This is a genomic window from Geminisphaera colitermitum TAV2 (assembly GCF_000171235.2).
In the GTDB taxonomy this organism is placed as follows: Bacteria; Verrucomicrobiota; Verrucomicrobiia; order Opitutales; family Opitutaceae; genus Geminisphaera; species Geminisphaera colitermitum.
This window is the reverse complement of record NZ_ABEA03000224.1, coordinates 1-3442: the sequence shown is the minus strand read 5'-3', so window position 1 is coordinate 3442 and position 3442 is coordinate 1. Positions and strand designations below refer to the sequence as shown.

The window sequence follows — 3442 nt, the reverse complement described above, 5'->3', positions numbered from 1 at the left end:
ATGCGCGGCGGGGGTGAGGGCGAGGGGGAGGAGGAGGAATAAAAGATGGGCGGTGGGGCGCATGGTGGTTTTCCGGGTTCAGGGTTAGAGTTTTTTGAGCGTGGTGACTTGGAGGAGTCCGCCTTTTTGCACGGTGATTTCGAAGCGGTAGCGTTGGGCAACCATGAGGTTGGCGTGGAGTGAGTCGGCAATAAAGACGGGCAGGCGGTGGGCGGCGTTACCTTTGCCGTTGCCGACGGGGTCGAGGGGGCGCACGGCGATGAGGCGTCCGGTGCCTTCGTTCCAACTGAGTTGGGCGTCGATTTCGGCGTCGAGGGTGTAGCGGTTGCCTTGGAGGTTGTCGGCAGAGCGCAGGTAGGTTTCGACGGGGAAGCGTTCGCCGCGTTCGGCGCAGCCGGCGAGCAGGAGGAGGAGGCTTAGAGGGAGGAGCAGGAACGGGAGAAATTGAACAAGTGAGCGGCGCATGGGTGGACGTGTGGGTGACGAAAGGAGACGGAGTTTTTTAGACAGAATTAACGGAATTTTCAGAATTTAATGAATTTGTAGTTAGTTGCTGTTTAATGAAGAGAAGAAAATGAAGAGGTGGCTGGGGGGGGGGGAGGCGGCGGGAGGGTTATGGCCAGCGTTGGCGGTGGCAGCCCCAGTAGACAAGGGTGGCACCGACGAGGGCGTGGGCGGCGAGGACGGCCACGGCGATGGGGGGGGGGGCGAGCCAGCCTTTGTCGAGCATGACAACGGCGTCGTAAAAGCGGGTGTCGCTCATGGCGGTGAGGTAGCCGGACCAGCCCCAGTAGGTGGCGATGAAGGGGCGCACGGTCCAGACGAGCGCAGAGGGGAGCGCGAGGACGACACCGGAGAGGGGGAGTTGGAAGCCGACGAGGTAGATGGACAGGAGAGAGGCTTTGTCGGGCGAGGTGAGGAGGGCCGAGAGGCCGAGGCAGACGATGCTCATGCTGGCTCCGGTGGCGGTGAGGACGGCGAGTTGGGGGAGCCAGTGGCCGGGGAAGTCGCAGAGGAGTTTGACGAAGAGGGTCATCCAGGCGCCTTGCGCGGCTCCAATGAGGGCGGCAAAGAGGAGTTTGGCGGTGGCGTAGGAGGCGGGGCGAAGGCCGGCCATGCGTTCTTTTTCGTAGAGGGCGCGTTCGGCGGCGATTTCGCGCGCGCCGTTGTTGCTGCCCATGAGGCTCAGGAGGATGACTTGAAAGACGATCAGGCCGGAGACGAGCATGGCGGTGTCGGCGGCTTGCTGGCGAAATTCGGCGCGGGCTTGCAGGGCGTCGAGGAGGCTGCCGGTTTGCTCCATCGAGAGGTTTTTCATCTGGGGCAGGCCGCCAAGGGCGAAGATGACGACGAGGCAGGGGAAGCCAAAGGTGATGGCGAGGGTGAGCGCGAGGTAACCGCGGTCGCGGTGGAAGAGTCGCCAGCGGCGGCGCAGGAGGATGAGGGTTTGGGTGAGGAATCCGGGGGGGGGGGGGGGGGGAGATGGCTTCGCCGTCGGATGTGGCGTGGTTGTGCGTTTCGGATGGGCGAGGCTCGCTGTCGCGAGCCTCGTCGGCGGGTCGGGAGACCCGCCCTCCGATGAGCCAGTGTTCGAGGGGGTGCTCGGCGAGGCGGTCGTAGAGGGTGAGGGCGTCGTCGATCTGGAAGTGGGCGAGCATCGCGGGGAGCGGGCCTTGGAATACGATGGAGCCTTCGTAAACGACGGTGATGGTGTCGAATTGGGTGAGTTTGGCGAGGTTGTGGATCACACAGACCACGGTGCGGCCTTGGTGGGCAACGAGGGAGCGCAGGAGGGCGAGGATTTGGTCCTCGGAGCGGGGGTCGAGTCCGCTGGTGACTTCGTCGCAGAGGAGGCAGGCGGGGTCGGTGGTGAGTTCGAGGGCGAGGCCGAGGCGACGGAGTTGTCCGCCGCTGAGTTTTTCGACGAGGGTGTCGGCGCGTTCTTCGAGTCCGACGAGTTGGAGGATGCTGGCGCGGCGCGCGGGGGCGGGGCGGGTTTGGTGGAGGTGGAGGGCGGCGTCGATGGTTTCACCGACGGTGAGTTTGCCGTGCGCGATGCTGAACTGGGGGGCAAAGGCGACTTCGCGCAGGAGTTCGCGGGGGCCGGTGAGGGGGCGGTCGCGGAGGCGGATTTCGCCCTGCGCGGGGAGGATGCCGAGCATGCCTTTGAGGAGGGTGGTCTTGCCGCAGCCGGAGGGGCCGATGAGGGCATGGAGTTGGCCGGCGGCCCAGCGGGCGGTGGCGTCGCGCACGAGGGGGGAGGCGCCGGGTTTGGGGTAAACGTTGAGGTGGCGGCAGGCGAGCATCGGAGGGGGGGAGGGAGGGGAGGTCGATTTAAGTCGATTTAAGTCGAGTTAAGTCGGGGAGGGGGGCGAGGCGGGAGGGCGGGAGGTTATTGGAGGCGCAGGGGGAGTGCGCGGTAGCGGCCGGCTTGGGTGTCGAGAAGGGCGGAGGTGGGTTGGCGGGTGAGGAGATCGTAGCCGGTGGTGATGGTGGCGGCGGGGGCAAGGGCTCCGATGACGACACAGTAGTCGTTGTTGACCATCACGCCGAGGAGTTCGCCGGTCTTGCTCAGGACGAGGTCGCCGCGGTTGGGAGAGAAGTCGCCAAAGAGGCGACGGAAGAATTTGTTCTCCACTTTGACGTAGCCGGGCGTGGTGGGGTCGAGTTTGAAGGGGAGTTCGCCGTAGCCGGCGCCGCCGTTGCTGATGAGGACGGCTTCGGGGAAGCGGTAGGGGTCGAGGGCGGTTTTGTAAACTTTGACGCCAAGGGTGGTGAGTTGGTCGGGGGTGACGGGGTAGGCGACGAGGCGTGGGTCGAGTTTGAGGAAGTGGAGCGCGGGGATGGTCTGGGGCATGCCGCCTTGGGGGGGAGTGTAGGTGGCGGTGATTTGCTCCCAGTCGGAGCCGTTTTCGCGGACGCTGAAGGGGGTGTCGTCGATGTGGAGGAGTGCGTAGGGGGTGGCACCGTCGGTGACGATGAGGGTGCGGGCTTCGCTTTTGCGGTTGATCTGGCCGAGGAAGTTGGTGCGGCGGGCGGTGGTGGTTATGAGGACGCGGTTTTTGGTGAAGTCGGCGTAGAGGGTGTTGGCGTTGATGGGGCGGCTTTCGCGGATTTCTTTGGTGAGGTCGGCGGAGTGTTCGGCGAGCTGGCCGACGCCGGCGGCGAGTTGGGTGGTGGTTTCCTGGACTTTCTGGCGTTCCTGGCGCTCGGCGTCGACTTGGAGGCGGAGGTTTTGGGCGGTTTCGCGGAGGAGGGTTTTTTCTTGTTCGGCGACGCGGACGGTGACGTTGAGGTCTTCGATTTTCTTTTGGGCTTCGGCCTGGCGGGCGGCGAGGTCGTCGAGTTCTTGCTGGCGTTTGGCGGCTTCGGCGGCGCGGGCGGCGAGGTCGCGTTCGAGTTGGGCGGCGCGTTGGGCGGCAGTGGCAGCCTGGGTCTTGGT

At 65.2% G+C, this 3442-nt stretch carries 3 protein-coding genes and 1 pseudogene; all 4 read right to left on the bottom strand.

The features are described from left to right. Window positions 1-84: 84 nt before the first annotated feature. Window positions 85-465 carry a hypothetical protein gene (locus tag OBACDRAFT_RS24695; protein WP_043589902.1) on the bottom strand — a complete coding sequence of 127 codons (381 nt, stop codon included), beginning with the start codon at window positions 463-465 and terminating at the stop codon, window positions 85-87. 148 nt (window positions 466-613) lie between these two features. After that, window positions 614-1435: an ABC transporter permease gene (locus tag OBACDRAFT_RS27350; RefSeq protein ID WP_232767803.1), complete on the bottom strand. Its 822-nt coding sequence runs from the start codon at window positions 1433-1435 to the stop codon at window positions 614-616. A 454-nt stretch (window positions 1436-1889) separates the two neighbouring features. After that, window positions 1890-2306 (bottom strand): annotated as a pseudogene (locus OBACDRAFT_RS31340) (ATP-binding cassette domain-containing protein); the annotation flags it as partial. An 86-nt stretch (window positions 2307-2392) separates the two neighbouring features. Further along, window positions 2393-3442: hypothetical protein (locus tag OBACDRAFT_RS24680; protein ID WP_043589897.1), on the bottom strand; the 1050-nt coding region annotated here is incomplete at its 5' end.

What these genes read in the sequence shown, in the direction of transcription:
- OBACDRAFT_RS24695 (WP_043589902.1), bottom strand. Translation starts at nt 465, where the DNA reads ATGCGCCGCTCACTTGTTCAATTTCTCCCGTTCCTGCTCCTCCCTCTA.